The sequence below is a fragment of the Bradyrhizobium sp. BWC-3-1 genome (assembly GCF_032917965.1).
GTDB classification, from domain to species: Bacteria; Pseudomonadota; Alphaproteobacteria; order Rhizobiales; family Xanthobacteraceae; genus Bradyrhizobium; species Bradyrhizobium canariense_D.
The window spans coordinates 3,735,369-3,760,079 of the sequence record NZ_CP136625.1; the positions used below are offsets into that span (position 1 = coordinate 3,735,369).

General features: G+C 61.4%; 23 protein-coding genes, 2 tRNA genes and 1 pseudogene. 15 read left to right on the forward strand and 11 right to left on the reverse strand.

The features are described from left to right. Positions 1-18 precede the first annotated feature (18 nt). Positions 19-180 carry a hypothetical protein gene (locus RX329_RS17910; RefSeq protein WP_231171105.1) on the forward strand — a complete coding sequence of 54 codons (162 nt, stop codon included), beginning with the start codon at positions 19-21 and terminating at the stop codon, positions 178-180. A 569-nt stretch (positions 181-749) separates the two neighbouring features. Here the strand turns inward: RX329_RS17910 and RX329_RS17915 are convergent. Beyond that, a complete protein-coding gene (locus tag RX329_RS17915) occupies positions 750-1,865 on the reverse strand; it encodes a cytochrome P450 (RefSeq protein WP_317246196.1) in 1,116 nt (371 codons plus the stop codon). Between the two features lie 244 nt (positions 1,866-2,109). After that, positions 2,110-3,390: a sodium:proton antiporter NhaD gene (gene nhaD / locus RX329_RS17920; RefSeq protein ID WP_085384202.1), complete on the reverse strand. Its 1,281-nt coding sequence runs from the start codon at positions 3,388-3,390 to the stop codon at positions 2,110-2,112. Between the two features lie 403 nt (positions 3,391-3,793). Here nhaD and RX329_RS17925 point away from each other — a divergent pair, with 403 nt between their 5' ends. The 4 genes from RX329_RS17925 (at position 3,794) to ccoS (ending at position 7,221) form a co-directional block, all read left to right on the forward strand. After that, positions 3,794-4,294 (forward strand): hypothetical protein, encoded by a 501-nt coding sequence (locus RX329_RS17925; RefSeq protein WP_085384204.1) that lies wholly within the window; start codon positions 3,794-3,796, stop codon positions 4,292-4,294. A 1,320-nt stretch (positions 4,295-5,614) separates the two neighbouring features. Next, the gene (locus tag RX329_RS17930; protein WP_085384205.1) at positions 5,615-6,214 is read left to right on the forward strand and encodes a hypothetical protein; all 600 of its coding nucleotides are present in this window, start codon (positions 5,615-5,617) and stop codon (positions 6,212-6,214) included. Beyond that, the gene (locus RX329_RS17935) at positions 6,211-6,567 is read left to right on the forward strand and encodes a hypothetical protein (protein ID WP_143273851.1); all 357 of its coding nucleotides are present in this window, start codon (positions 6,211-6,213) and stop codon (positions 6,565-6,567) included. Before RX329_RS17930 ends, RX329_RS17935 begins: the two co-directional genes overlap by 4 nt. A 573-nt stretch (positions 6,568-7,140) precedes the next feature. Continuing rightward, on the forward strand, positions 7,141-7,221 hold the full coding sequence (ccoS, locus tag RX329_RS17940) for a cbb3-type cytochrome oxidase assembly protein CcoS (RefSeq protein ID WP_244561230.1): 81 nt from the start codon (positions 7,141-7,143) through the stop codon (positions 7,219-7,221). 223 nt (positions 7,222-7,444) lie between these two features. On the opposite strand, the gene RX329_RS17945 is transcribed toward ccoS, so the two are convergent. After that, entirely contained in the window at positions 7,445-7,612 is a 168-nt protein-coding gene (locus RX329_RS17945) for a hypothetical protein (RefSeq protein WP_158091696.1), read from the reverse strand. A 367-nt stretch (positions 7,613-7,979) separates the two neighbouring features. Between RX329_RS17945 and RX329_RS17950 the strand changes: the two genes are divergently transcribed. Continuing rightward, positions 7,980-9,290 carry an adenylate/guanylate cyclase domain-containing protein gene (locus RX329_RS17950; RefSeq protein ID WP_085384206.1) on the forward strand — a complete coding sequence of 437 codons (1,311 nt, stop codon included), beginning with the start codon at positions 7,980-7,982 and terminating at the stop codon, positions 9,288-9,290. 192 nt (positions 9,291-9,482) lie between these two features. Here the strand turns inward: RX329_RS17950 and RX329_RS17955 are convergent, their stop codons facing one another. After that, positions 9,483-9,962, reverse strand: a complete 480-nt coding sequence (locus RX329_RS17955; protein ID WP_085384207.1) for a cupin domain-containing protein — start codon at positions 9,960-9,962, stop codon at positions 9,483-9,485. Between the two features lie 98 nt (positions 9,963-10,060). Between RX329_RS17955 and RX329_RS17960 the strand changes: the two genes are divergently transcribed. After that, the gene (locus tag RX329_RS17960) at positions 10,061-11,611 is read left to right on the forward strand and encodes a winged helix-turn-helix domain-containing protein (RefSeq protein ID WP_085384208.1); all 1,551 of its coding nucleotides are present in this window, start codon (positions 10,061-10,063) and stop codon (positions 11,609-11,611) included. Between the two features lie 140 nt (positions 11,612-11,751). Here the strand turns inward: RX329_RS17960 and RX329_RS17965 are convergent. Beyond that, a pseudogene (locus RX329_RS17965) lies at positions 11,752-13,120 on the reverse strand (IS1182 family transposase). Positions 13,121-13,842: 722 nt separating this feature from the next. Here RX329_RS17965 and RX329_RS17970 point away from each other — a divergent pair. From RX329_RS17970 to RX329_RS17980, 3 genes are all read left to right on the forward strand, one after another. Further along, positions 13,843-14,058, forward strand: a complete 216-nt coding sequence (locus tag RX329_RS17970) for a hypothetical protein (protein WP_410706346.1) — start codon at positions 13,843-13,845, stop codon at positions 14,056-14,058. Between the two features lie 806 nt (positions 14,059-14,864). Beyond that, a complete protein-coding gene (gene ligD, locus RX329_RS17975; RefSeq protein ID WP_094183615.1) occupies positions 14,865-15,755 on the forward strand; it encodes a non-homologous end-joining DNA ligase in 891 nt (296 codons plus the stop codon). A 185-nt stretch (positions 15,756-15,940) separates the two neighbouring features. Further along, on the forward strand, positions 15,941-16,117 hold the full coding sequence (locus RX329_RS17980) for a DUF3606 domain-containing protein (RefSeq protein ID WP_085383399.1): 177 nt from the start codon (positions 15,941-15,943) through the stop codon (positions 16,115-16,117). A gap of 273 nt (positions 16,118-16,390) precedes the next feature. Here RX329_RS17980 and RX329_RS17985 read toward each other — a convergent pair whose 3' ends face one another. The 3 genes from RX329_RS17985 to RX329_RS17995 all read right to left on the reverse strand — a co-directional run bounded on the left by RX329_RS17985 (position 16,391) and on the right by RX329_RS17995 (position 17,985). After that, entirely contained in the window at positions 16,391-16,618 is a 228-nt protein-coding gene (locus tag RX329_RS17985; protein ID WP_143273781.1) for a hypothetical protein, read from the reverse strand. A gap of 617 nt (positions 16,619-17,235) precedes the next feature. Next, positions 17,236-17,310 (reverse strand) — tRNA-Thr (locus RX329_RS17990). Positions 17,311-17,475: 165 nt separating this feature from the next. Next, positions 17,476-17,985: a hypothetical protein gene (locus RX329_RS17995; protein ID WP_035961364.1), complete on the reverse strand. Its 510-nt coding sequence runs from the start codon at positions 17,983-17,985 to the stop codon at positions 17,476-17,478. A 283-nt stretch (positions 17,986-18,268) separates the two neighbouring features. On the opposite strand from RX329_RS17995, the gene RX329_RS18000 reads away from it, so the two are divergent. After that, entirely contained in the window at positions 18,269-18,754 is a 486-nt protein-coding gene (locus RX329_RS18000; protein WP_317246197.1) for a hypothetical protein, read from the forward strand. A 42-nt stretch (positions 18,755-18,796) separates the two neighbouring features. Beyond that, complete coding sequence (locus RX329_RS18005; RefSeq protein WP_317246198.1) at positions 18,797-19,324, forward strand: hypothetical protein; 528 nt, start codon at positions 18,797-18,799, stop codon at positions 19,322-19,324. Positions 19,325-19,385: 61 nt separating this feature from the next. On the opposite strand, the gene rlmB is transcribed toward RX329_RS18005, so the two are convergent. After that, a complete protein-coding gene (gene rlmB, locus RX329_RS18010; RefSeq protein ID WP_317246199.1) occupies positions 19,386-20,216 on the reverse strand; it encodes a 23S rRNA (guanosine(2251)-2'-O)-methyltransferase RlmB in 831 nt (276 codons plus the stop codon). Positions 20,217-20,422: 206 nt separating this feature from the next. Between rlmB and RX329_RS18015 the strand changes: the two genes are divergently transcribed. Continuing rightward, a tRNA-Tyr gene (locus tag RX329_RS18015) sits at positions 20,423-20,508 on the forward strand. Between the two features lie 121 nt (positions 20,509-20,629). Here RX329_RS18015 and RX329_RS18020 read toward each other — a convergent pair. Together RX329_RS18020 and RX329_RS18025 are read right to left on the reverse strand one after the other, a co-directional pair. Then, entirely contained in the window at positions 20,630-21,661 is a 1,032-nt protein-coding gene (locus tag RX329_RS18020; protein WP_085383405.1) for an LLM class flavin-dependent oxidoreductase, read from the reverse strand. A gap of 155 nt (positions 21,662-21,816) precedes the next feature. Beyond that, complete coding sequence (locus RX329_RS18025; protein ID WP_317246426.1) at positions 21,817-22,683, reverse strand: LysR family transcriptional regulator; 867 nt, start codon at positions 22,681-22,683, stop codon at positions 21,817-21,819. 170 nt (positions 22,684-22,853) lie between these two features. On the opposite strand from RX329_RS18025, the gene RX329_RS18030 reads away from it, so the two are divergent. Together RX329_RS18030 and RX329_RS18035 are read left to right on the forward strand one after the other, a co-directional pair. Further along, positions 22,854-24,212: an MFS transporter gene (locus RX329_RS18030; protein WP_018458110.1), complete on the forward strand. Its 1,359-nt coding sequence runs from the start codon at positions 22,854-22,856 to the stop codon at positions 24,210-24,212. Continuing rightward, positions 24,209-24,706: a GAF domain-containing protein gene (locus tag RX329_RS18035; protein WP_085396286.1), complete on the forward strand. Its 498-nt coding sequence runs from the start codon at positions 24,209-24,211 to the stop codon at positions 24,704-24,706. Before RX329_RS18030 ends, RX329_RS18035 begins: the two co-directional genes overlap by 4 nt. The last annotated feature ends 5 nt before the right edge of the window (positions 24,707-24,711 follow it).

Consider the following 24,711-nt stretch of genomic DNA (forward strand, 5'->3'; position numbering starts at 1 on the left):
TCCTCCGGAGTGACCCAGGTGATGATCGTCGAGACGGACCTGCACCTGAATCCACGGCATCCCGCCTACGACCGCTTGGCCGTGACGCAACTGATCGCAGCGGCAGAGGCGTACACCAGCGCCAATGTGGAAGGTCCTTCTTCCATTCGGCTCATTTCGACCCGCAGCGGGGAAATCTAGCGGTTATCATCCAGCCGCGATGCCTACGTGAGGCGGACTGAGGCGGTGGGAGGCAATCAGAGTATGCGAAAGCCGGGGAAGGCTCGTGCGGCGCCGTAAGGCCTGGACAAAGCAGGATGAAGCTAAGCTCCTTGAGATGCGAGCGGCTGGAGCGTCGTGGGAGGCGATCGCCGCATCGCTAGACCGCACCAAAATGTCAGTCGAGGTTCGCGCGGCGGAGATCAAGCGCCGCGGTGCTGGTACGCATCGTAAACCGGAGTCGGGATGACCGAGACGAAGTATTTGAGTGCGGAAGGGGTGGTGTCGCTCCGGCGGCCCGGAAGGATAGGTGGCGAATATGAAACATGTGCCGTCGTTGTTGGGCGTCGTTGTTCTGTTTTGCATCGTCTTCTTCTTGACGAGAGCGTCTCTTTCGACGCCTCAACTGGCAGCTGGCATTTGCATCGCTCTCCTCGTCTATGCCGCCACTATGGTTTGGCATATCCGCAACATCCTTCGGTGATCGAGAGAGGCGGCAAGGCGCCGAGCAGCCGATGACCCAGGTCTCGGACCCTCGGAGATGCCGGCGCTCAGGCCGCTAGTCGCACCGGCAATCGCGCCAACGCGCGGATGCCAAGCCGCTTATGCCACTTGGTGTCTTCGAGCCGACGGGCAAGCCGCAAGTCGGGAAAGCGATCCAAGATGCGCTGAATTCCGATCGACGCCTCTGCACGCGCGAGCTGGAAGCCGAGGCAAAAGTGCAAGCCGGTACCGAACGAAAGGTGCGGATTGGGGTGGCGCGTGATGTCGAACGTGTGGGGCTGTTCGAACCTTGCCGGGTCGCAGTTCGCTGCGGCAAGGAATGCCGCAAACATCTCGCCGCGCCGGAACTGGCGTCCTTGCCAGATCAAATCCCGGGTTGCGAAACGGGGTTTGGTCATCTGCACGGGGGAGACGTAACGAAGACATTCCTCGATGCATGTGGGCATCAGGCCCGGGTCTTGGCGCAACCGGCTCAACTGGTCCCTGTTCGTGAGCAGCGCGTAGAGACCGCCCGATATGAGATGCGTGGTGGTTTCCTGTCCCGCACCGAAGAGCAGGAACATCATGGAGACGATTTCGTCCTCGCTGAGCGTCTGGCCTTCGATCTCCGCCTCGCGCAGCGCAGCGATCAGCCCCTCCCGTCGCGCCCCGCCACCGGGCCTCGAAACGCGTCGAAGGTACCGCACGACGCTGATCACACCCGGAATGGCGCGGATCACCGCAAAGACATTCGCAGTATCCTTCAGCCCTCCCAACCAGTTCTTGAACCGGTCGTGATCCTTCTCCGGCAACCCTAGCATCGCGCAGATTATCGAAAGGGGCAGATCTCGGCAGAACTCGGTCATGAGATCGGCCTCGGGCTTGCCGTCCAGCTTGTCGAGCAGGCGATCGGCCATCTCAACGATCGTCGGCTTGAGAGCTGCGATCGTGCGCCTCTGGAAGGCGTCATCGACGAGGGCACGCAAGCGCCGGTGCTCCGGATCGTCGTGGCCGAGCATGTTCGACGCAAGAAGGCCGAGCGTCCTCGGCAGAACTTTCAATATCCGCTCCTGCGTCCTGCTTCCGGCGTTGGCGGGATCCCGCGCGAAGTCCTGGCTGTTTTTCAACAGTTCTGCGCAGCTCTCATGGCTTGCCGCGAGCCAGGTGCGGCCGACGATCGGCAATCTCAAGCGCACCACCGGGCCTTCGGTTCGCATGCGGTCGAGCGTCGTAAAAGGGTTCGCGTGAAACTCCGGGGACAAGATGTCGAACCGTCGCTCGTCGAACATGTCTGCTTCCGCGCTTCTGTTTGTTGTGGTTGGAAATTGAGCGGTGCTCCGTCCTGAACGCCGCGCGTGCGGGCGGTGCGACTAGCCGCTCTGCCGAGGGGTTGAATCCTTGGAGAGACACACTGAAAAGAATCTGCGTTCAGTGAAAGTACCGGAACTGCACAATGTAGACCGCCGCTCCGGCGAAGTATCCGAGAAGCGCGAGTACGCTGATTTTTCGCATGTACCAAATGAACTGGATCTTCTCGATTCCCATCGCGGCAACGCCCGCAGCGGAGCCGATGATCAGTATCGATCCGCCCGTGCCGGCGCAGTAGGCGATGAATTCCCAAAGGAAACTGTCCGGTGGATACTGGCCCATTCCATACATGCCCATCGATGCTGCGACCAATGGAACGTTGTCGACGATGGCGCTGAGCAGCCCCAACGCAAGCACGATTGCGTCGGTGCGGCCGATGCTTTGATCCAGCCAGGCTGCAAGGGCGGCTAGAATATGGGTGTGCTCCAGCGTGGCAACGGCCAGCAAGATACCAAGGAAGAAGACGATTGAGCTGAGGTCGATCTGGGTAAGAGCGTGCGCCACAGTCAACGGCCTTCTCTCCAGCGGTTGCTTCCGGCGATGAATGACCTCTCCGACGAGCCACAATGTTCCCAAGCCGAAGAGGATGCCCATGAAAGGCGGCAGGTGCGTAACGGTTTTGAACGCTGGCACCAGGACCAGGATGGCAACCCCGAGGGTGAACATGACGTTTCGTTCGAAGGCGGGCGTGAACGCATCGTCGCTGCCATCGATCTCAGGAGTCGCGAAAGTTCGCCCGCGCAACCGGTAATTCACGATGAGCAGCGGGATCAGCATGTTCGTGAGGGACGCGAGGAATAGCGTCTTGACTATGGCGAGAGCGGTGATCTGGCCGCCGATCCACAGCATGGTCGTGGTGACGTCCCCAATGGGGGACCACGCGCCGCCTGCGTTGGCAGCGATCACGATCATCGCGACGAACAACAGCCGATCGCTTTGCTTGTCCAGCAGCTTCCTGATCAGCGAAACCATGACGATGGTGGTGGTGAGATTATCCAACACGGCGCTCAGAAAAAACGTCACGGAGCAGATGAGCCACAGCAGGGTCGTCAATTTCTTCGTGTTGATTTGCGAGGTGATGATCTCGAATCCGTCGTGGGCGTCGATGACCTCGACAATGGTCATGGCGCCCATCAGGAAAAATATGATTCCTGCCGTCGAGCCGATCGTCTCGCGGAGCTGATCGACGATCGCTTCGGGGTCAGTCGCCCCCACGGCATAGATCGTCCAGAGCAGGCCGGCGCCAAAAAGGGCGGAAGCGGACTTCTCTATCTGGATCGGATGCTCAAGCGCTATAGCGGCATAAACCACGACGAAAACGACGACTAGTGCAACCAGCAAAACGAGCCTCCGATCCGAATCTCCCCGCGATCATGCCCGAACCGGGGTGCGCTAAGAAGCCTCATGTGCTGAAAGGCCGCGCTCTGGTACTCTCCGTTGAAGGAGAGAGCATGACACCTCCGAAGCAAAATGGGCCGACGTTGTGGGGCTCCCGCGCAAACGGGCCTGTGGGGTGGATCGTCAGCGTCGTCTCGATACTTATGCTGGTCGCGGCGCTGTACTTGTACGCGGTCAGCTAGGCCCACCAAGCCATGGCCACGCAAGGCGCTATTTGCCGAATAATCCTGAGACGACGGCCGCAGCGCCGAGCGCCACAAACGTTAGGATCAAGGGCGGATATAGAACGAGCGCCGCTCCAAATCGCAAAAACCGTGGGGGCTCGCCCGCTCTATTCGGACGACCTATGACGATCAGGATCGCTGCGATCGCGAGCATCGCAGCTCCAGTCCACACATTCATTTCCGTGTCTCCTCCGTCTGCCGCCAGCAGACAGCTTCGTTTGTGGCAGCGCAAGCGAGCCGTTCGTCGTACGGCAGAGATGCTGTGCTCGTTCAACGGCTCGAAGCAGGCGAAGGTCACGGAGCCAGGTTTCAAAGTCGTTTGTCTGCTACGTTTCGGCCACTACGGACCTAAGAAGCGCTGCTTCTCGCCCTATCTTTCGAATAACTTCTCTGGCTTCTTCCCGACAGTTGAAACCAATCCCCAACTAGGCCGTCTAACAAAGATGGACAGAGACGAAGAGAAAAGGAAAATCAAGGAGCAGCTTGCCACATGCCGGCGGTTGGCTGCGGAGTTCATGGATGGGGTCACTGCTCAAAATTTGGAGCAACTCGCCGCTGAGCTGGAAGGGAGGCTTGAAGAGTTAGCGCGAGCTGGTCCGGGAGGTCGTCCAAGAGCAGATTGAGGACCAACAGGCGATTGCCGAAAGCTTAGGTTCTTCGGGTGTTCAACAATGTGGGCTTACAAAAGCTGCGCGTCAGAAGCATGTTCTCAGGTTGTTGGCCATGGATGCTCACCATCAAAGTTTGTACGGTACGGACCATGGTCAAGCGCGGCTGCCGCGGAAGGCGTATCGCCAAAAGGGGGTGCGCATCTGCCGATAAAGGACCGGCCGCCGCAATAGCCCCGTTGCGCGGCGGCTATTGACTGAGCAATCTCCAGCAGCATGGAGCGAGAAACGTGGATTATCTCACAGGCCGCTTCGGCCTGGTCGCTTGAGGTTTACCGCCAGGCGATCGACGCGCCGCGACCTCCAAGGCCACGAGGCCGAAGGCGGAGAGAGCGATTAGAAAGACGAGTAGCAGCAGGCTGCCGTACATTCAGATGACTCCTGCCGAGCTGCTCTTGTGAGGAGCGCTTGGTTAGACAATGCGCGGGGTTGACGTTGCGGGTAGAGTGAAGTTGTCGATCAAGCAATTGCACATGCGAACAGAAGCAGGCAGGTGAGTGTACACGCAAGGCCCATACCTGCAGCCCGAGACTTGCCGGCATCTACACGCGAAGTTTCTCGCTCTACGACCGGGTAGTTTCTGATGCTGCGCAAAAAGTTGCCGGCCGGGCCCCTCAAAAACATACGTTTCGAATGTCCACGATCACTTCAGGCCCAACGGAATATAGTGATTGGCAGCTCGCCAGGCAGTCGGGAGATCGCTTGTCGCCCGTCGGGAAAATCCTGACTATCAACACACCCGTTCGGGCGGGAAGGTTTGGTCGTGAATGTGGCTCTGTGTCAAAACCTCAACTGGCAGCGGGCATCCGCATTGCTCTACTTGCCTATGCCGCGACCGTGGCTTGGCTCATTCGTAATGTCCTTCGGTGATGAGGCTAGGGAACCACGGAGTCTCCGCGAGCCTAGTGCAACACTGCCGGTGGATGTGCGTCAACACGAAGCGGTTGGTGCGCTGCACGATGGATTGTCCGAGGGAACGTCTGCCAAGGACGGGCGCTCGAACGCCGCACAAAATTACGTCAGCATGAAAAAGCCGCTCTTCAGGGCGGCTTTTTCATGAGCATAGGAGGAAAGACAAATGCATCTAACGGCTCCTATCGATCGTGACACGGAAAGGTCGCGCAAGAGGGCGCTTTGGTTGCGTCAACTAGCCGAAGGGACGGGTCACCCGCAGTTCGCTGAAAAGCTCAAGGATCTCACTGAAGAATACGACGGACTTGCCGAACAACTAGAGCAAGAGGACCAGTAGGGCCATCTCGCGACCGCCTTCTGGGAATGCTCGCTACCGAGTCGAATACGGCGCCGCGAATACCTCTACTGCGCGTCTTTGAAATTGAGCTAAAAGACCAGGCGATGCTTGAATCCCTTTCGACGGGTTACGAAGAGGGCAAAGAGAAATACATTGGTTTTCTGGCCGCGTTGTCGCTCAAACGGCACTTCCTAAGTGTTGCGCTCCAAAAGCCATCCGACTGTCATTATGAAGCAAGTGCCCGCATCCTGCTCTGTGAAATTGAGATCCCCGATTTTCCCGAGCCGCTCCAGCCGACTTTGTCCGCAGCGATGTCCCGCTTTACACCCCGCAAGAGGGTGACACTGAGTGGAAGCCTCACCCCTCACTACTGGTCGGATGCGGATCGCATGGACGTCGTCGGCAACATCTTTCTGGCTCTTGTGGACCGCAAGCTTCGGCGGGAGGATGTCCTGGTTCGCATGAAGGAGTTCAAGAAGCAGCACAACGATATGTTCTCGTATAAGGACTATGGCAGCGCCCGGGCGCCGCTGTCGCTCGATGCGGCCATTTTCGCTGAGGGGAATACGAGGCGGGGAGAGACTATCAAGACAGGGCTGTGGTCGCCGGAGTCGATCTACTCGTGACCTTTTCGTTCGCGCCCGCGGTCAGAAACCGCGTCTCGCTCGTCATTGCTCTTGCCGCCGCATCTGGCGGCGGCCCGATCGAGGACACCACCGACCACATGCAGAAATCCGACATGGAAGACGCCCACCGCGACTATCTATCGCCGGCAATGTCGAGATCACCGGCGAGACGACGAAATCGCGCGCATGGCGGAAAAAGCGCAACGCCCTCACGGTGGCTGTCTGCCGCGAAGCAGGAAATCGACGATGAGCACGCGTTGCGATCACGTGACAACATGGCTCGTCCAAGCTGTTATTTTGGACTGGCAGGATTAACGAGAGGTGTGCGGCATGGTCCGGCTGTCGGGCTTTGACAAGGCAGACCTTCGGCCCCCGCGCTGGTTAGGTGCGGACCCCATGCTCGGGGCCGACTTGATCGATACCTCTCGGCCGCGGCACTCCCGGCGCTCTAATCCGCAATTGGATCGGCTGCCGGGAGCATTGGGGGCTGGAAAGCCAGCCGTGCCATGTTGGCTCTAAAGCGACAAGTGGCTACCGGTAGTGCGATCCACCCGTGCTTGCCCATCTCGACCAGCGCTCATGTATGCTGCTGATGCAATAGCCGCCTTTGAGCAGTTCAGGCCGTGCGTTGGCGCGGAAACTTAATGGCCGTGTCTTGCGGACAGCGACCGCCAGCCCTGTACGATGCTTTGGGCCACTCCCGTGGTTTGCGTCTCATGCTGGGCGGCGGGCAAAGTGCGCGTCGAGCACGGTTCCAAGATGCTGGTGCAGAGCAAGCCAGGAATGAGGCGGCGGCCGCGCACTCCGGATCGCGCGGGTGAGTTCCAGAACTTCGTTGTCGACGACCTTTCCGTCTAGGTCGACAGAACGGACCTCGCCGAAGCGCCGGATCCATCGTTCTAGGCATTTGGTTAGTTTTTAGGCGCATCCTCTCGCTATTAGATCCAAGTCGCTTTCTCTGGTCCCTCAAGAACGGTCAATATGATGACCTTGAGGGAGCAGGCTGACGGGCGATCGCCGATGACGACGTCGGCAGCGAGCGTCACGCACCCTGATCATCATCAGGACAATGCACCAAAACAATATTCGTACGCAGCGCTCACGGTCGCCGGGTCAGGCAGGTAACTAACCGTCGCGTCAAGCGAGGCGTTCATGCCAACGCATCGGAAGGTGTTCTTATCAAACATACCATCGGGAGGATTGCTGCGGGTAGTACCGGTCATTTCAAAGCTAGATGCAGTGCGGGTTCTTTGAAAACGCAATCACGTTGTTCGCGCCGGACCAGCAGGCCGTGTAATCGTAGCTGCCTTCCTTCGGCGGATCTGCTGCCAACGCAGAACCACCAAACGCGAGCCCTAGCAGTGCTATGAAACAGAAGACCTCCAATGTCTGGCCCATATGCTCGTCTCCGATCAGCGAGGGGTTGAACAATCGACCGTTGCAGGTTCACCCGGTCAATTAACCAGCACGCCTTACCTTGTTACGCGTTGAAATTGACCTCCGCTCGTGGTCCGAAGGCGAAGCTCAATTGAGCGCGTGTCATGGCGGCTGTCAGGGACAAACCGCACGCCGGTCCAACTTGGCATCCACCGTTGCTTTTGACCCAAAGCTGACTTCCGAAAGGTTTTGACTAAGATGCGCCGCGACCCTCAGCGAACAAGGGCAGCCTGAGGCCATGGCCTCACGACACGAGCGTCTCGGCGCTCAATTGCACTGCTCGGCCTTTAGCCGTAGGCTACCAAGTGACCCAGACCGGCGGGAAGCGATGGTTGTTGAGACGCGCTATGTGACGAGCGGCGAGGTCTTCGTCGCTTACCAAATATCCGGACAGGACGGTCCGGATTTGCTCATGACTCCGGGTTTTGTGTCCCATCTGGAGCTGTCGTGGGAGAATCCCAACGCCGCGCGTTTTCTTAACGACCTTGCCTCGTTCTCGCGACTGATCCGATTCGACAAACGCGGCACGGGTCTCAGCGATCGTGGCGTCGGCGTCCCGCACCTCGATGAAAGGATCGATGATGTCCGCGCCGTGCTCGACGCCGCGGGTTCTAAGAGGGCCTACTTGTTCGGTGTCTCGGAAGGCGGGCCGATGTCGATCTTGTTCGCGGCGACCTATCCTGAACGGGTCGCCGGTCTCATCCTGTTCGGCACGTATGCGCGAACGGTTGGTGCCTCAGTTCCGTTTGACGATTTTGTGGGATTGGAGCGCAATATCCGGTCCAATTGGGGTACCGGCAAAAGTCTGCCAAGTTTCTCCCCGTCAGCTGGCGCAGTTCCCGGGGCCATGGAGCGATTCGCCAAGTTCGAGCGCTCGGCGGCCAGCCCGTCTGATGTTATCAACCTGATGCGTATGAACCGCGAGATCGACGTAACGGCCATCCTACCCTCGATTCGGGTTCCTACACTAGTCATGCATCGGCGCGACGATGTGCGCATTCGTGCACTCGCCGGGCGCGAGCTTGGAGAAAGAATTCCTCACGCGCGCTACATCGAACTCCCGGGTGACGATCACCTCGCATGGGCAGGAGATCAGGATCGAGTTGTCGAGGAGATCAGACAATTCATGGGGGTTTCCGCTACTGCCGTCGAGTTTGATCGCGTACTCTCGACTGTGCTGTTCACCGATATCGTTGATTCGACAAGGAGAGCAGCGTTGGTGGGCGACAGGCAATGGCGTTCAATTCTGGAAGCGCATCATGCGGCAGTGCGTTCGGAACTAGAGCGGCATCGCGGACGGGAAGTTAAAACTACAGGCGACGGATTTCTGGCCCTGTTCGACGGCCCGGCGCGCGCTGTCCGCTGCGCCCAGAGGATCGTCAGCGCGGTGCGGCCGCTCGATCTCGAAGTACGGGCCGGCGTCCATACCGGTGAGGTTGAAATGATGGGCGACGATGTGGGTGGCATCGCTGTGCATATCGCAGCACGGGTAGCTCAGCATGCGAAAGCGAGCGAAGTTCTCGCTTCGAGCACGGTAAGAGATCTAGTCGCAGGTGCTGGCCTCAAGTTCGTTGATCAGGGACCGGCCGAGCTTAAGGGTCTTGCCGAGCCGATGCGCCTATTTGCAGCCATCACCTGAATTAGTTCTAGGGCGCCGATTGCGCTCTAAGCTGAGACGCTCACCCGATGTCCACTTGTGGCCCGTTTGAGCCATGCCCGCCTATCCTGAGAATCTCCGTTAACCGGGGTAGACCGGAAGTCGCGCATGATCCGGCCGACCGACGCGAATGACCCCAACGAGACATTTTGGGAGCCGACAGTAATTGCGTTTTCAGGCCGTTGGAGTGGAAATCGCCTGGCTTCTGAGCGCCGATAGCTGTTCCGTGTCATAGCGAGCGCGCAACTCTGCAATTGTTGTTGGATCCGCACCGCCTCGTGCCACCGTCTCGGAGAGCTCCTCGAAATAGCGCTCGTGACCGGGCGGAGACACTGTCATGAGCACGCGGGCGATGGTGTCGGACGCGTTAGCGATGTTGTGTGGCACGCCCGGCGGCAAGAAAAGGTAAGTGCCGGGGGTCGCGCGCACGCGTTCGTCGCCGACCTGCCAGTCGCACTCGCCCTCCAGTACATAGAACGTCTCTTCCTGCACGCGGTGGACATGCAGCCCGGTGGAGAAGCCGGGCGGGATTGTCCACTCGAACATCGAGGTGTGCCGGGTATCGCTGCCGGTGACTAGAAATCCCATCGGCTGGCCGGCAAGTTTGACGGATTTGCCTTCCCCGGGGCGTCGGATGATCGGCTGTGGGTTCATGATGGCTCTCCAGATTGGAGGTCAGAAAGCTTGAATCTGCCGGTGGGCCATCCAAAGGTCGTGAAACATCTCCGAAATTGTTGCAAAATATCACCGAAATGACCGAGCAACCCGCGCCAGCAACGTACAGATTCGGCTCTTTTTCCCTCGATGCCGAGACCGGCGCGCTGCTTTGCGAGGGTGTCCCAAGCTTGCTCGGCCAGCGCGGCACAGCGCTGCTGCGTCTTCTGCTGGAGCGTGCCGCAGTTCCCGTCAGCAAGGACGCGCTGATCGATGCTGCTTGGCCCGGGCTCGTCGTCGAGGACAGCAACCTCACTGTGCAGATTGCGGCGCTTCGCCGCGCACTCGAGCCAAGCGGCGGACGCTGGATCGAGACACTGCCACGTCGCGGCTATCGCTATATTGGCCCACCGGTGACCCGCGTCGAAGCGAATGCAGCCGACGACGCTCAACTAACCGCGCTTTCAGTGCCAGAAAAGCCTTCGATCGCGGTGCTGCCGTTCGAGCAATCGGGCGAAGCCGCCTGGTTCGCCGACGGCATCGTCGACGACATCATCACCGGACTGTCGCGCATCAGGTGGCTATTCGTGATCGCCCGCAACTCGAGCTTTGTTTGGCGTGATCGTCTCGCTGACATCAAGCAAGTCGGCCGCGATCTCGGGGTGCGTTATGTTTTGCAGGGCAGCGTGCGTCGCGCCGACGATCGCGTACGCATCAACGCGCAGCTCGCCGACGCCACAAGTGGTGCTCAGATCTGGGCCGAACGCTACGACCGCACTGTCGGCAACCTGTTCGCTCTGCAGGACGAGATCGCGCTCGCCGTGGTCGGCGCCATCGAGCCAAGCCTGCGCCGCGTCGAGGTTGAGCGCATCCTCCGCAAACGGCCTGACAGTCTCGACGCCTACGAGCTTGTACTGCGTGCGCAACCGGATGTTGATTCAGGCATGCCCGATCGCGCTGCGGTCGCTCTTACGCAACTGTCGCGCGCGCTTGCTCTCGAACCCACCTACGGCCTCGCACATGGACTGGCCGCGATGAGCCATCATAATCGCTTTTTGCGCGCCGGGCTGAAGGAAGAGGACCGCCTCGCATCGGTGCGGCACGCGCGCCTTGCAATCGAGCATGGCCGCGACGATGCGCTGGCGCTTACCTTTGCCGGGTTCTCGCTCGGCATGGACGCGCACGACCGTCAGGCAGCTTTCGCTGCCTTCGAAGCGGCGCTTGCCTTAAGTCCATCGACCGCGCTTGCCTGGATCCTCGGCAGCGTCGTCGCCGGATGGGCGGGCGAGGCGGAGCGTGCGATCGATTGGAGCGAGCGCGGCATGCGCTTGAGTCCGTTCGATCCTTGGGCATTCGCGGCTTACGACGCCCAGGCGCTCGGTCATTTCCAACGCGATCACTACGCCGAGGCGGCCCGCGCCGCTTACAAGTCCAACCTCGCCAATCCCGCCCACAGCATCACCTGGGTGCAACTCGCCGCGTCGCTTGCCGCGCTCGGACGTATGGAAGAGGCGAAGGCCGCGGCAGCTTGCGTGCTGGAATTGCAGCCTGGCTTTCGCATCAGCGGACAATTCGCCGGCGTGGATTGCGCGCCTGAATTGGCATCGAAACTAGGCAAAGCTCTCCGCGCATCTGGACTGCCAGAATGATCTGCCGACACTCAAACAGGTCGGCCACGGGCCGATTTTGTTGCAAAAGTTGGCTGCAATGGATTTGGCCGCTGGGCCTTTTGTTGAGCCGCGCTTTGAAGCGCTGGCCCTGACGCATTTTACGCAACTTTGACGCTACGCTACGCGATGCGCAGAACCTGAGCCGGCGGCGGTCGTGCGACCAGCGATGCAAACCGCCTCAGATTCTGAGCGATGGCGGCTAGAACAAACTCATCCTGGGCACCTTGCGGGCCTCGCAATCGGAGCCGACCAAGCTTCAGGATGCGCTTCAAGTGTGCGAACCTCATCTCGATCTTCTTGCGCTGACGCCGAGAGAGCTCGAAGCCCTCGGTGCCAGCGAACGACCGGGCAACGTCTCGGGCATGCTCATGGATATCGCGCGGGATCTTGCGTGATGGTTCCTTTGGGCAGCACTGCGGTTTGAGCGGGCATACATCGCAGTCGAGCTTGCTGGCACGATACAGAAGGGTCTTGCCCTCGTGCACGGTACCGCTCGTCCCAAGCCGCTTACCACCCGGGCAGTGGTAAACGTCCCCGGTTGGGTCATATCGAAAGTCGCTCCGCGAGAAGGTGCCATCATCCCGCTTCGACTTATCGAACACAGGGATATGCGGCGCGATGCCCTTCTCCTCGACCAGCCAGTTCAGCATCGGAGCCGCTCCGTAAGCGGTATCCCCGACAAGTCGCTCTGGCTTGAGACCAAAGCGCTCCTCGGTTCGTTCGATCATGGTTTTTGCTGCACCGACCTCGGCCTGGCGAATGGCGCGGGAGGCCTCGACATCCACGATGACGCCGAACTTCACGTCGATGAGATAGTTGTCGGAGTACGCGAAGAATGCCGGCCCCTTGTGAGCGCCGGTCCACTGCGCTGCCGGATCGGATGGCGAGACAAACTTCGGGATGACATCGCTGGCGGCGCCCCACGCCGGATCGTCGAGGGTTGCCAAATTCCTTCACCGCGCGGCTGGACCTGGCCGGATCGCGATCCCTGCGCCAGTCCTGACCTGCGATCGAGCGCTGCTTGTTCGCGTCGGCCGCAATCAGGCTCGCATCGACTGCAAATCCTTCGCCACCAACCAGACCGGCGGCAATGCATGTCTCGACAATCCGTTCGAACACGCGGCGGAGAACATCTCCATCACGGAAGCGCTCGTTGCGGGCGCGCGAAAATGCCGAATGATCCGGGACAGCGTCCTCGATACCAAGCTTGCAGAACCAGCGATAGGCGAGGTTCACCTGCACTTCACGGCAGATCAGCCGTTCCGAGCGGATCGCAAAGACATACCCCACGACCAGCATCCGGATCATCAGTTCCGGATCAACCGACGGGCGCCCCATCGACGAATAGTGAGATGCTAGTTCACCGCGAAGCCAGGACAGATCGAGAGCAGCATCGATCTTCCGCACCAGATGATCTTCGGGTATCGCGTCGCCAAGACGAAACTCGTAGAACAGTTGACCTTGGTCACTCTTCAGACGGCCCATCATGGATCGACCTCGCCGAGATTCGCGTCAACACAACGGAATCACGGTTCGTGACTTGTCTCAACCGACTTTTGCAACAAAATCGGCCCAAAGCCGAAGACCACCTCATTCGCCTTGATGTCCGCTGTCACTGGTAAACCCGACACTGGGCTGCGCTTGCTTCGTCAGCCGCTTTGACCAGTGGCTGACGTGCAGATCATTCCCGTTTCTCAAAGTGGCTGGGTAGTGCTGAGGGCTTAGGCTCCACGCCAGACGCGAAACACGCCTTCGCGAAAGCCGCCCACGAAATGATCTGACAGGTCCTCTGGCAAAATTTGGCTGGGGTCATCGAATTAGCCGCTCACCATCGTGGCCAGCTCGTGCGCCGAAGCATGCTCCGCCCATCCGCGACCTAACTCCAGACCACGTTGCCGCTCAGCTTCTGCGGGCTATTCCGCGTTGACCGGCCCCGGCGAGGCTGACCCCGCCGGGACCTTCGCTCTCGCCAATCGTCGGAAGCTTGGGGCTTGAAAGACTGGCAAGGCGCACCTTAGACAAACAGACCGTCCGTCTTTGGCTAGGGCACTATGTGCCAATGCCGGTGGATACTCGCGCCCAGTGAAAGGGGTACATCAGTTATCTTTCACCTGCGCCTCCTTGACTCAATGTTCTATCTTTGTTCTAGTATCGGAAATCCAGGTTTGCCGATGCCCACACTCGAATATCTCCGCTCGGAAATCGAGCGCATGCGCTCGCAGGTAAGCCGCCAGCGCAAGGAACTCCTCCAGCTTCAACGCGCCGGGCGATCGACCGCCTCGGCCGAGACCCTGCTTCAGCGGATGCTGGCCAAGGTTGACGACCTTTGCGCCGAACGTGATCGGCAGGTGCGGGCTGCAAAGGAAGGCCCGACCTGTGCCTCCGGCAAGCCGATAAGGGGCACTCCGGCAAACCGAAGGATGTGATGGATAACCTTCGGCGGTTTCCACCACCGTGGACCACCCTGGAGGACGACGAACATTGCTTCCAAATGTTCGATTCGACCGGCTAGTTGGCCCGTTGAAACCTTGGCGTGGGAACCAAGAATCTCTGCTCATCGGGGCTGACGGGAGGTGATCGCCGGAGCAATAAAGCGACGCGATTGCCCCACAGCGGCGCTGGCAAGCTCCTTGTGCTTTTTCGCCCGCGACGAGCCCTCGTTTCAAACATTAGTGCTGTGCCGTGCACCGGTCTGATGCGAAATGTGATCCGACTGCCGCGCCTGAGCGTTGGAGGTTTCGAAACCACGCTTACAAGGTTAGGTCAATGTCAGAACGCGATAGCGCTCACCATGACGCCGCCATTCAGTATTTGGCCTGGGCTGTCGAAGAGATCGAAATATCAGGTAACGAAGAAGCCGCTCGCCACGCTAGGGCTGCGTTGAAGGCGCTTAAAGAAGGCTACGCCATCGTGCAAAGGCGATCTCGCGTCTGCCGGAGCTTTTGAAAAGGCCCCAGTATGAGGCGTTCGGCTGGAAGAACGCTCTATCACATCGCGTTCCCTAGTCGTTCAGCGGCCGTTCTCGTTGACGTTGAAAATACAACCTGGAATCGCGATTGCGGTTGTATGTGAGAACGCGGGGGGAACGTCGCATTGGCCTCGCGGTTGGAGAGTCGTGAATAACGTAGGTAGACTGCCCCGCCGTCGGCTCCCAACACCGACGGCGGGCTTTTTGTGAGTTGCGTGAGTGGCAAAGCGTACTAAGGCACCGGCCAAGAAGCCGCGAGCTTCCATGCCGGGCTTTATCAGTCCCCAGCTTGCGACCCTGAAGATGAAGGCGCCTTCGGGGGCGCAATGGATTCACGAATTCAAATACGACGGCTACCGCATCCAGCTCCACATCGACGGCGACGACCGAAAGGCCTTTACCCGCAACGGCCACAACTGGGTCAACAGGTTCTCGATCATTTCCGGCGCCTTCGACATCAACGAGCAAGCCATCGTTGATGGTGAGGTAGTCGTCATCCATGAAGAGCGCACCAACTTCTCCGAACTTCAAGCGGACCTCGGTAGAGGCGACCAGGACCGCCTGGTTTTCTTCGCCTTCGATCTCCTGTGGCTGGACGGCGTAGACCTCCGGAAACATGCGCAGCTTGCCCGCAAGGAGTTGCTGAAGCAGCTGATAGATGAGAACGGGCTGGAGGCACCGATCTTCTACAGCGAGCACCACGAGGGTGACGGGCAGGCGCTGTTCGAGGCGGCCAGCAAGCTAAATTACGAGGGCATCGTTTCTAAGCGAGTGGATGCGCCGTACCGGTCGGACCGGGTCGAGGCCTGGCAGAAAATCAAGACGGTGCAGCGCGAAAAATTCCCTGTTGTTGGTTTCGTCAAGGACCCGTCCGGCGTCGCGGCCCTCTACCTCGGCAAGCAGGAAGGAAAGGAGCTGCGCTACATAGGCAAGGTCGGGACCGGCTGGAGCCGGACGAAATCGGCGGAGATCCGCAAGGCTCTCGATACCATCGTCAGCCCGAAGCAAAAGCTCACGAAACCTGTGAGGAAACCGAAGGCCACCTGGGTCAAGCCAAAGTTCTACGCAGACATCGAGTATCGGGACATCACCTCCGAAGGCCTGCTGCGCGCCAGCTCTTTCAAGGGGCTCAGCAAGGGAACGCGGCGTTCCTGACGGCGTTTTGTTCACCAGTGAGTGGAGTACCGGCATGCCGGATCGCGTAACCCGAGCGGTAAAAGAAGCCCAGGCCATCCTGGCTCGCTATGTCGAGCCTGGGCCGAGGGACGCCGAAAACACGATCAATGACCTGCTGGCCGTTCTCGACGATGAGCGGCTTGTCCAGGCGATGGAGGAGGACGATGAGCGACAATCTCACCAAACGGGACCAGCGCGACCGTAGCAAAATCAACATGCACGAAGACTACGAGGTCAAGTATTGGACCAAGGAGCTTGGTGTTTCCAAAGACGAGTTGCAGAAGGCCGTCGACAAGGTAGGCAATTCGGCCGCCGCGGTTCGCAAAGAACTGGCGGCGTAACCGAGGCGCGCGGTATGCTTGCGATCTCTGGAGCAAGGCCCGCGCGCTTTTTGATGCCATGATCAATCCCAACTGTCCCATCTGCTTTGGCTTAGGCTTTGTCTGTGAGAACCACCCGGACCGGGCCTGGAGCGAAGAGCTTGGCTGCCAATGCGGTGCCGGTGATCCGTGCGCCTGCAACAGGTCGCCGGACATAGACGCGGGAATCGAAGAGCCGGATGCCAGCCATATCATTTCAGACGCAGACTCGAAGAAGCGTCGCCACTGATCCTGTCACCGCCACGGCTTCGAAGCGCGCCGCTTCAATGCCTTGAGCATTGCCTGTTTGTCCCTGACGAATTCCGCAACCTGCTCTTGTTCGCTGGCGGTCAGCAGGTGCGTCATTTTCTGGCCCAGCATGATTAGCTCGCCATTGGTGGCACCCGGCGGTGGGTTACTGATAGTCCAGGCGATCAGCGCGAGCTGGCGTTTGGTCGGCTTGCTGAGCGCTGCGCTGGTCACGGGCAATCGTCCGCATGGATGGTCGGCGTTGATCTCGACATGGTGCCCGCAGCGGTGGCGGCAATAGATCAGGACGCCGCGAACGCCATCTCGCGCATTTCTCCGAGTGATCTTTTGCGGGTAGGGCGATGGCAAAACGCGCGTTCGACCATTTCCAGAATCTGCTAACAGTGTGCAGCTTGTGGCGAGGCGCCAAAGTAAGCCTTCTCATGATGTTGGTATAGGCGGGTCGCGCTGACGGCCACCGGTCTCCCGACCCGGCGATGCGCCTGCTGCCCTTGGCAATATGTGCCGGTGCTCGCTCGCGACAACCTCGCAGCCTTGTGGCACGATTTGCAGATCCGATGGCGTCTCCTCGCAAGCTTCGAGGGCTCCCCATCGGCCCCGTGCTGAACGCAATTACTCGGAGTGTCTAGCTGCGGCGGACGCGGTAAAAGGTGGGACTGTCTCGACTGCGCTACTCACGACGCCACGGGATCCGGGCTCACTTACAATGGCTCTTCCTGCTGTGGTTCGCGCCCGCCGAACGAGTAGCCCCACGTAGCCCGAAAGCGCGTTTTATGCAGGATGAAGCGAATTCACCGGGCTACAAAATCAAGCCAGAGTGCTGATTTCATTGGTGCCGGCTGAGGGGATTGAACCCCCGACCTTCGGTTTACAAAACCGCTGCTCTACCGCTGAGCTAAGCCGGCGACGCCTGGAGAAGCGGGGCAAGGCCGGCCTATGCCGGGGCCGTCCGCCCGTGCGCGCCGCAATACCAGACTTGACCGGAAAGTGCCAGAACCCGCGTCCTCGACGCAGACATGAATCAGGCGGCCCGAAGGCCGCCTGATCTGTCGCGTTCGGTTCAAACCGCCTTACTGGCAGATGTGGCGACGGCCGTCTTGGCCCTTGAACCAGGTGCCGGGCGTGCAGACGAAGCCGTTGCGCTGGGCGTAGGTGCGGGTGTCCCAGCCGCGGTTGTCCCAAGAATTATTCCACGAATTATCCCAGCCATTGTCGTAGGCGTAGGCGTCGTTGGTGGCACGGAACGGGGCGGTTGCGATCGCGCCCGCAGTCCCGATGGCCGCGCCGGCCACGCCAGCGGCTGCTCCGACTGCGCCGGCGGCGACGTCGGTCGGCCAGAAGCCGGTGCGGCTCCTGTTCCAGTCGTTATTCCAATCGCCGTTGTTGGTCTGGCGATAGGACACGCGACGATGCCGATAGCCGCTATCGGTGTACGGATTTCCCGGTCCGACGTTCTGGCAGTTGGCGTTGGGGAATTGCGCCGCGCAGCGGCCGGGATTGGTGATCACGGCCTGCGCCATGGCAGAGCCCGTCACCAAGGTCGCCGCAATCGCCGTGGCTCCGAGAAGTTTGATGTTCATGATTGTTTGGCTCCCGTTTTGTTGACGGGGGCTAAATGCCGAGGGCGCCGGACGTTCCGCCGAAACCGGCGGATTTTTGTCAGCAACAGTCAAACGGAAGTGAGCACGCGCCTTGGTTCCGGACTGCTGGATCCGGCGGCGTTAATGCTTCACTAGTTCGCTTTAGAGGATTTGAGCGGCGCGGAATCCTTACACATTAGGCTTACCGGCAATTGGTGAGAGGGCCTTAACCCTCTCTGCGTCGCCATGGGGTAGGTTGTCGCCGGATAAATGGGATCCCCTTATGCGCGTTGCGGCGCTCGCTGCCTTTCTGATCGGACTGCCCGCGACGGCGTTTGCCGGCGGCGGCTTCGATATCGTCGTTCCCGGCCGGCCGGGCGTGCCCATCATCATCAACAACATCGACGCGTCCTATGCCGTGATCGAGGGGACCTGGGGCTTGGGGAAGAACGTCCAGGTGCAGCCCACGATCTATGGCGGACGCTATGTCGCCGAGCGCCAGCCCACGGACGTCGGCCACTACTACCCGACGCTGGGCCTGCGGCCCGGCTATGGCCGGCTCGAGGTCGAACCGCCCGCGAACCGCAAATTGCCCAAGCCGCCCGATAGCTATCACCAGAGCTGGGGCGCCCAATCGGCGCCGCTGCCGCCGCAGATGGACGTGCCCGTCAATCCGCCGCCGGTGATCCTCGCGCCTGAGATCAACGACTATCCGCGGCGTCCTCGGCCGCGGCCGCGTGCAGAGATGCCCGGCAAGCCGCCGGGTTAAGAAACGACAAATCCAAAAAACGGAAATCAACAGGAGAGAGTAATGCGTCAGATGATTTCGGGACTGGTCGCGGCGGCTGCCGTGATGTTCATCGGGGCCGCGCCCGCTGCGGCCTGCGGCTTCGATCCGTGCCAGCCGGTCGCGCCGGTCTATTCCGGCTGTAACACCGGCTGCGGCGGTTATGGGGCCGGCTACGGCTACGGCGCCTATGAGCGTCTCGCCGAGCCCACCACGCAATATTATCACGTCAACCAGGGTCCGACCTACACCGGCCCGGGCGCCTTCGCGCCGTATCCGACCTACCGTGAGGACGCGGTGGTTGCGCCCGCCAATTACGGCTACGGCCGTGGCTATGGCTATGGGCACGGCTATGGCTATCGCGCCGCTGCGGTCGAAGCCCCGGCCGCCTATCCCTACCGCCGTCCGTATTACCGTCCGTATCGCTACGGCTACGGCCCGCGCGCCGGCTATCTGCCGCGCACGCATTACGGCTACGGTCCCCGCTACGGCTACGCTCCGCGCCATGCGCCGTATTACGGCGGCCACCGCGTGCTGCGTCGCTATTACTGATCGCTTGATCGTTTGAGCCAACGAAACGCCCGTCCGTGATGCGGACGGGCGTTTTGCTTTGTTACCGCTTCATCAGCCCGAGCCGGCTGGCGCCGACATAGAGCGAGAGCACGGCGGCATTCGAGACGTTGAGGCTCTTGATCTCTCCGGGCATGTCGAGCCGCGCCACGACGCTGCAGGTCTCGCGTGTCAATTGCCGCAGGCCCTTGCCTTCCGCGCCCAGCACCAGCGCGAGCGGCTCGCGCAGGGTGACCTCGGAGAGATCTGCGCTGCCTTCACTGTCCAGCCCGACGGTCTGGAAGCCGAGCTCGTTCAGCGTGGTCAATGCGCGGGCGAGATTTTGCACCGTCACCATCGGGACCACCTCCAGCGCGCCGGAGGCGGCCTTGGCCAGCACGCCGGTCGCTTCCGGACTGTGGCGCGCGGTGGTGACGATCGCCTTCACGGCAAACGCCGCCGCCGAGCGCAGGATGGCGCCGACATTGTGCGGGTCGGTGATCTGGTCGAGCACCAGCACGATGCCGTCCTGCTCCAGATCCTCGATGTCGGGCGAGGGCAGGGGATCGGCCTCGGCCAGCAGGCCCTGGTGCACGGCGTCGGGCGACAGCAGCCGGTCGATCTCCTGGGGCCGGACGATCTCGGGCGTGACCGGGATCGCGATGTTCTCGTCCGCCAGACGCCTTGCGGCGTTCTCGGTCAGCGTCAGCTTACGGATCTGCCGCTGGGGGTTGGCGAGCGCCATGGAGACGGTGTGCCAGCCATAGAGGATGACAGGCCCGTCGGCGTCCGAATCGCGATCGCGGCGGGCCGGGCGACCGGCCGACTTTCCGGGCCTGTTGAAGGGCTTAGACCCGCCGCGGGGGCCCCTCGGGTTGAATTTTCGATCCTTCATGGGCTCGCTTGTGTCACGGGTCCCGGAATATGGCAATTTGGGTGGTGTCGGGGGCCATTTTAGCTGTTCGCCTCGGTTGACTTTACCCCATCGCTTCGCCGATAACCGCGCCCGGTCGCGCCCCCATCCGGGCTGTCGCGGCCTTCACGTTCCATGGCCGTCTTCGGTCGCCGGCAAGGTCCGGCCCGATTGTGCTGCCGTCGAGCGGGGGAGTGTCCCGAGTGGCAAAGGGAGCTGACTGTAAATCAGCCGCCTTATGGCTTCGCAGGTTCGAGTCCTGCCTCCCCCACCAGCCTTCGCTCGCTTCGCGAGCTACGGCTCGGCAAGCCGGCACCGATGGTCATGGCGCGAAGTGAGCGAAGGCTGTCGCGCCGCAGCCCGGAGGGCGCAGGCGGACTGGGTAAGCGCGCAAGTCACCCCATCATCTCCCGCACCATCGGCACTACCTTCCGCCCATAGAGCTCGATGCTCTTCATCAGCTTGCCATGCGGCAGCGGGCCCGCCGAATACTTCAGCTGAAACCGCGAAATGCCGAGCGCCTTTGCCGTCTTGGCGATCTTGCGCGCGACCGTCTCGGGCGAGCCGACATAGAGCGAGCCGTGCTCGGCCTCGTTCACGAACTCGTCGCGGCCCATCGGTGGCCAGCCGCGTTCCTTGCCGATGCGGTCGCGCATCGCCTTGTAGTCGGGCCACAGCTCCTCGCGCGCCTGTTCGTCGGTCTCGGCGACATAGCCTGGCGAGTGCACGCCGATCGGCTGTGCCGGGCGGCCGAACTCCCTGAATGCGCGATGATAGAGCTCGACGAAGGGCGCGAAGCGCGCGGGATCGCCGCCGATGATCGCGAGCATCAAGGGCAGATCGTAATGCGCCGCGCGCACCACCGATTGCGGACTGCCGCCCACGCCGATCCAGGTCTTGAGCGTGCCGTTCTCGACCGGGGGATAGACCAGCTGCCCCTTCAGCGGCGGACGCAGCTTGCCTTCCCAGGTCACCGGCTTCTGCGACAGCAGCGCTGCGAACAGATCGAGCTTCTCCTCGAACAGTTCTTCGTACTTGCGCAAATCAAAGCCAAACAGCGGGAAGGATTCGGTGAACGAGCCGCGGCCGAGGATCACCTCCGCACGTCCGTTCGAGAGCGCGTCCAGCGTGGCAAAGCGCTGGAAGACGCGGATTGGATCGTCCGAGCTCAGCACCGTCACGGCCGAGCCGAGATGGATCCGCCTGGTCCGCGACGCGATGGCGGCCAGCACGGTCTCAGGGGAGGAGATCGCGAAGTCGGCGCGGTGATGCTCGCCGAGGCCGATGAAGTCGAGGCCGAGCTCGTCGGCGAGCACCGCCTCGTCGACGACGTTGCGGATCACCTGTGCGTGCGGAAGCATCGCGCCGGAGGCGTCCCTGGTGACGTCGCCAAAGGTGTCCAGTCCGAATTCGAGCGTTGCGGTCATTGATGAGGTCTCTGCGGGCGCGGCTTTCGCGCCTGTCACTGGGGAGGGGATTGCCTTGGTTGGAGCTAAGCAGCCGGGTCTGATGCACAATGCTGCTTCGAGAAACCCATTGTTTCCCTTTTTCATGGTGTCGGGGGGGCCCGCCGCCCGCGGCTTCAGTCGGACCTGGCGAACATGTCGACCAGGGTGTCGCGCAGCCAGCGCTGCGCCGGTACGGTGTCGTTGCGCTGGTGCCAGAACAGGCTGACGATGCGCGGCGGCGCCTTGAGCGGAAGCGGCATCGCGTGCAGGAACGGCGCGTGCCGGGATTGCGAGCGCAAATCGCTCGGCAGCACGGCGATCAGGTCGGACTGGCGCACGATTTCGTAGGCGGCGCTATAGTGATTGACGGTCGCGACCACGTTGCGCGACAGCCCGCGCGAGGCGAGGAAGAGGTCGTAGGACGGCAAGGTCTTGCCGGCGAGGCTCACATCGACATGCCCCGCGTTGAGGAAGCTGCGCGTGCTCAGCCGCTTCATCGCGGCGAGCGGATGGCTGCGCCGCATGAAGCAGGCGTAGTCGACGGTCCACAGCGAGCGCGAGCGGATGGCGGCCGGCTGCTGCGCCTCGTTGACATAGACGCTGAGGACGCAATCAACGCGATTGTCCTCGAGCTGGTCGGCGATCTCCAAAATGGTGTTGGGAACGGTGTGGATTCGCGCCTTGGGCGCGACCTTGCCGAAATGGTTCAGCAGGTTCGGCATCACCAGCGAGGCGACGTAATCCGACATCGACAGGCTGAACTCGGTCTGAGCACGGTGCGCATCGAACACCTGCTCGTCGAGCGCGCCGCGGACGGTTTCGAGCGCTTCGCCGATCGGCTCCCACAGCACCACGGCGCGCTGGGTCGGACGGATGCCGGTGCCGGACCTGACGAACAGGGGATCGCCGAGCGCGTCCCGCAGGCGTGCGAGCGCATTGCTGACCGCCGGCTGCGTCATCAGAAGCGCGTTGGCGGCGCGCGTGACGCTGCCCTCGGTCATCAGGGCCTCGAACACTTTCAGCAGGTTGAGGTCGAGCGAGCGAAACGACAGAACATTCACCCCAGTGATGTACTAGATCATGATTATAAATTATGACGATAATATCTCCTTGTCTATGGTTCCCCCGGGAGCGAGCGGAGTGCCGGGCCGCCAGACAGAGGGGGACTTTCATGTCGATGATCTCGGCGCGGATCGAGCGCCTTCCATTCGCACGCTTCCACAAGCATCTACTGCTGATGGGCGGGCTCGGCTACATGTTCGACGCGATGGACGCAGCCGTGCTGGCGTTCATCCTGCCGGTGCTGCGCACGACCTGGAATCTGTCGAGCGTCCAGATCGGCGTGCTCGGCAGCAGCACCTATATCGGCTTCCTGTTCGGCGCGCTGCTGGCGGGCACGCTGGGTGACCTGATCGGCCGTCGCGCGGTGATGATGTCGGCGCTGGCACTCTATTGCGTCGCATCCATCGTCAGCGCTGCGGTGAACGACTGGTCGTCCTTCTTCGCCGCCCGCGTCGTCGCGGGCATGGGCACCGGCGCGGAGAGCGCGATCATTGCGCCCTATCTGGCGGAATTCGTCGCACGGCGTTACCGCGGCAGCTTTACCGGCGCGCTGGCCGGATTCTTCTCCTTCGGTTTCGTCGCGGCGGCCTTGCTCGGCTATTTCATCGTGCCCGCCTCTGAGAACGGCTGGCGCATCGTTCTGGTGATCACCGCGGTGCCGGTCGTCATGCTGCTGTGGTGGCGCAGGGCGCTGCCGGAATCGCCGCGCTGGCTGGAAAGCCGGGGCCGGGAGAAGGAAGCCGCAGCCGTGCTGGACAGGATCGAGGCCGGATTTGCGAGCCAAGGCCATGTCCTGCCGCAACCGGTCGTCGAAATCACGGCGCCTGCCGTGACTGGTGGGACGCTGCTTGCCAATTTCGCCGCGCTCCTCGCCGGCCGCCAGGCGCGCATCACCATTATGACCTGGATCATGTGGCTTACGATCACGTTCAGCTACTATTCCTTCTTCGTCTGGATCCCCGGCCTTCTGGTCCAGAACGGCATGAGCATCACCAAGAGCTTCGCCTATTCGATCGCGATCTATTGCGCGCAAATTCCCGGCTATTTCAGCGCTGCGTACTTCAACGAGCGCATCGGCCGGCAGGCGACGATCGCCTCCTACATGGTGCTCGGCGGCGCCAGCGCGCTTGGACTTGCATTCGCGCAGAGCGATCAGCACATCATGGTCGCCGGAATCTTGCTGTCCTTCTTCATGAACGGCACCTATGCGGGGGTCTATGCCTATACCGCCGAGGTATTTCCGACGGCCGTCAGAACCACCGGCGCCGGGCTCGCCTCCGCGATCGGCCGCATCGGTGCGATCGTCTCGCCGATCCTGGTCGGCTATCTCTATCCCAATTTCGGCTTCGCCGGCGTGTTCGGCCTCACCACGAGCGTGCTGCTGTTAGGCGCGCTCACCGTGGTGCTGATGGGCGTGCCGACACGCGGCCGTTCGCTGGAAGAGATCGCGGCAGGCGAAGTCGCATGAGGGAGACGAAACACCGATCCGATCCGCTGCTCTGCGCGGTGGCGGCCGCGCAGGGCAGGGCGGATCAGCCGGATGCCCTGTACTCGGCGCTGGACGACGCCCTGAAGTCGGCGATCGGGCACAAGCTGTTCACGATCCTGACCTATGACGCCGACACGAGGGAAGCCGCGCGGGTGTATTCCAATCTGCCCGGAGCTTACCCCGCGGGCGGCCGCAAGCACCTGGCGCCGGGGCCGTGGACCGAGGCCGTGCTCGACCGCGGCGAGGCCTATATCGGCCGCACCCGGGACGATCTGCGCGAGGTGTTTTCCGATCACGAGCTGATCGCTTCGCTCGGCTGCGAGAGCGTGCTCAACATGCCCGTGCGCTGGCGCGGGCGCACGCTCGGCTCGCTCAATCTGCTCCATGAGGCAGGCTGGTACGGCGAGGACGATGTCGCTGCGTGTCTCCCATTCGCCCAGCTCGCCTTGCCCGCGCTGCTCATCCAGTCCTGATAAGA

Excerpts from the sequence above, each read along its gene's own strand:
- RX329_RS17925 (WP_085384204.1), top strand. The coding sequence starts at position 3,794 with ATGACGATCAGGATCGCTGCGATCGCGAGCATCGCAGCTCCAGTCCAC.
- RX329_RS17930 (WP_085384205.1), top strand. The coding sequence starts at position 5,615 with ATGCTCGCTACCGAGTCGAATACGGCGCCGCGAATACCTCTACTGCGC.
- RX329_RS17945 (WP_158091696.1), bottom strand. The coding sequence starts at position 7,612 with ATGGGCCAGACATTGGAGGTCTTCTGTTTCATAGCACTGCTAGGGCTC.
- RX329_RS17950 (WP_085384206.1), top strand. The coding sequence starts at position 7,980 with ATGGTTGTTGAGACGCGCTATGTGACGAGCGGCGAGGTCTTCGTCGCT.
- RX329_RS17955 (WP_085384207.1), bottom strand. The coding sequence starts at position 9,962 with ATGAACCCACAGCCGATCATCCGACGCCCCGGGGAAGGCAAATCCGTC.
- RX329_RS17960 (WP_085384208.1), top strand. The coding sequence starts at position 10,061 with ATGACCGAGCAACCCGCGCCAGCAACGTACAGATTCGGCTCTTTTTCC.
- RX329_RS17970 (WP_410706346.1), top strand. The coding sequence starts at position 13,843 with ATGCGCTCGCAGGTAAGCCGCCAGCGCAAGGAACTCCTCCAGCTTCAA.
- ligD (WP_094183615.1), top strand. The coding sequence starts at position 14,865 with ATGCCGGGCTTTATCAGTCCCCAGCTTGCGACCCTGAAGATGAAGGCG.
- RX329_RS17980 (WP_085383399.1), top strand. The coding sequence starts at position 15,941 with ATGAGCGACAATCTCACCAAACGGGACCAGCGCGACCGTAGCAAAATC.
- RX329_RS17995 (WP_035961364.1), bottom strand. The coding sequence starts at position 17,985 with ATGAACATCAAACTTCTCGGAGCCACGGCGATTGCGGCGACCTTGGTG.
- RX329_RS18000 (WP_317246197.1), top strand. The coding sequence starts at position 18,269 with ATGCGCGTTGCGGCGCTCGCTGCCTTTCTGATCGGACTGCCCGCGACG.
- RX329_RS18005 (WP_317246198.1), top strand. The coding sequence starts at position 18,797 with ATGCGTCAGATGATTTCGGGACTGGTCGCGGCGGCTGCCGTGATGTTC.
- rlmB (WP_317246199.1), bottom strand. The coding sequence starts at position 20,216 with ATGAAGGATCGAAAATTCAACCCGAGGGGCCCCCGCGGCGGGTCTAAG.
- RX329_RS18020 (WP_085383405.1), bottom strand. The coding sequence starts at position 21,661 with ATGACCGCAACGCTCGAATTCGGACTGGACACCTTTGGCGACGTCACC.
- RX329_RS18025 (WP_317246426.1), bottom strand. The coding sequence starts at position 22,683 with ATGACCGAGGGCAGCGTCACGCGCGCCGCCAACGCGCTTCTGATGACG.
- RX329_RS18030 (WP_018458110.1), top strand. The coding sequence starts at position 22,854 with ATGTCGATGATCTCGGCGCGGATCGAGCGCCTTCCATTCGCACGCTTC.
- RX329_RS18035 (WP_085396286.1), top strand. The coding sequence starts at position 24,209 with ATGAGGGAGACGAAACACCGATCCGATCCGCTGCTCTGCGCGGTGGCG.